The following is a 1,510-nucleotide window of genomic DNA, read 5'->3' on the forward strand; positions in this document are numbered from 1 at the left end:
GGGTTCTTCCAGCCCTTTTTTCTGGAGAACGCGAAGTGGAGGGCGAAGAGGACCGCGACGATGCCAAGCGGGATTAAAAGGGGATTGTCTGTGGACGGTTCAAGGATGCCCTTCCCAAACCAGTACCACGCCGGAAGGAGGTATGCAAGCCCGTTAATGCCAAGGGCGAGGGCCATGTCCCTGAGCCTCCACGCCCTGTATGAGTCGAAGGCGTAGTCGAAGGTAAAGAACGTGATGAGTGCAACGGCGATTCCTATGAGCCAGCACCTCCAGTCGGCGTGGGCCAGGATTAGACCGCCTATCATCGAGAGGATTATCGTTCCGCCCGCTCCGGGCTCTCTGGGGACTCTGAAAACCCTGCCCATCATCATCACCATTTCTCCTAAATCTTCACGTTTAAATCCTTTTCTGGACGGATTTGGGGAAAGGTTATACGGGTTCACGAGTAGTTTTCCCGGTGATGCCATGCCGGACTTACCCCCGATTCGAGGCCCCCAATGGAGGAGTGAACCTCCGGCTGAAGAAGACGCGGAGAAAGCTATAGAGCTCGTGAAGAAAGCCCTGCCGCTCTTCAGACCTGGAAAACCTCTAAGGAGGCCCGATGGAATTGACGTTCCTGTTCTCTACCTCGACTTCGCGATGGACAGGATGCACTTCAACCCATTGAGCGGAACTCCTCTTCCTAAGGGATTTCCGGGCCACTTTGGAGACTTTGAATGCTCCTCCGTTGAGGACAAAGCCCGTGAAATCCTGAAGGAGCTGAAAGTTATAGATGCCTGTGAGTTCAGGGAACCCGAGGACTGCTGGGTCGTGCCTCTGGCATGGAAAAGCTTTATAGTCCTCCATGCTCGCGTGAGCAGGGACGGAAGGGAGCTTGTGCCGGACTACGGCCTTACAGAGGAGGTGAGGAGACACGGACTGTAGAATACGGGAATTTGTCAAAAGGGAGTGGTTCCTCCTCTTCCTGCTCTCGCTCTACTTAGTCCTCCTTCTCCTCAATCCTTCGCTGCTTTCGAGGACACCGGCTTTAATTGACTGGGGAAGCCTATCGCTTATAACCTCACTCGTCATAGCCTCGAAGGCCCTCGAGCTTTCCGGGGTTTTCGTTCGGCTCTCCTCAAGGTTAATAGCCCTCTCGTCCGGCTCCGAGAGGAGGCTGATGCTGATCCTCCTGCCGGTCATAGCGTTCACCTCCGCCTTTATAATGAACGACACAGCTATGCTCGTCTTCATACCTCTGGTTGCCCTCACCTCGGAGCTTTCTGGCATAGATAGGGCAAAAGCCGTTACTCTTTCCGCCATAGCGGCCAACGCCGGCTCCGCTTTAACGCCGATAGGAAACCCGCAGAACGTTATAATCTGGCAGACCTACGGCCTCTCCGTCGGGGCTTTCGTCTGGGCCATGCTTCCCTTCGTCCTCCTCTGGCTTCTGCTCCTCCTGGCTTTCGCGCTCTCAGTGGGGGATAGAAGGCTTGAAGTTGGGGAGATTCCAGCGGTTCCTCTAAGAAAG

2 protein-coding genes and 1 pseudogene are annotated in these 1,510 nt (G+C 55.0%); 2 read left to right on the top strand and 1 reads right to left on the bottom strand.

Features of this window, described 5'->3' with window-relative positions:
- A pseudogene (locus MV985_RS08950) lies at positions 1-371 on the bottom strand (hypothetical protein); the annotation flags it as partial.
- A 94-nt stretch (positions 372-465) separates the two neighbouring features.
- Between MV985_RS08950 and MV985_RS08955 the strand changes: the two are divergent.
- Together MV985_RS08955 and MV985_RS08960 are read left to right on the top strand one after the other, a co-directional pair.
- Positions 466-924, top strand: coding sequence for a hypothetical protein (locus MV985_RS08955; RefSeq protein WP_297465486.1), 459 nt, complete (start codon positions 466-468; stop codon positions 922-924).
- Positions 925-1,006: 82 nt separating this feature from the next.
- A partial coding sequence (locus MV985_RS08960) for an SLC13 family permease (protein ID WP_297465488.1) occupies positions 1,007-1,510 on the top strand: 504 nt, incomplete at its 3' end.

It is taken from the genome of Thermococcus sp. (assembly GCF_027012695.1).
In the GTDB taxonomy this organism is placed as follows: domain Archaea; phylum Methanobacteriota_B; class Thermococci; order Thermococcales; family Thermococcaceae; genus Thermococcus.

Bases quoted from the DNA above. Each gene is read 5' to 3' on its own strand.
- MV985_RS08955 (WP_297465486.1), top strand. From the start codon at position 466: ATGCCGGACTTACCCCCGATTCGAGGCCCCCAATGGAGGAGTGAACCT.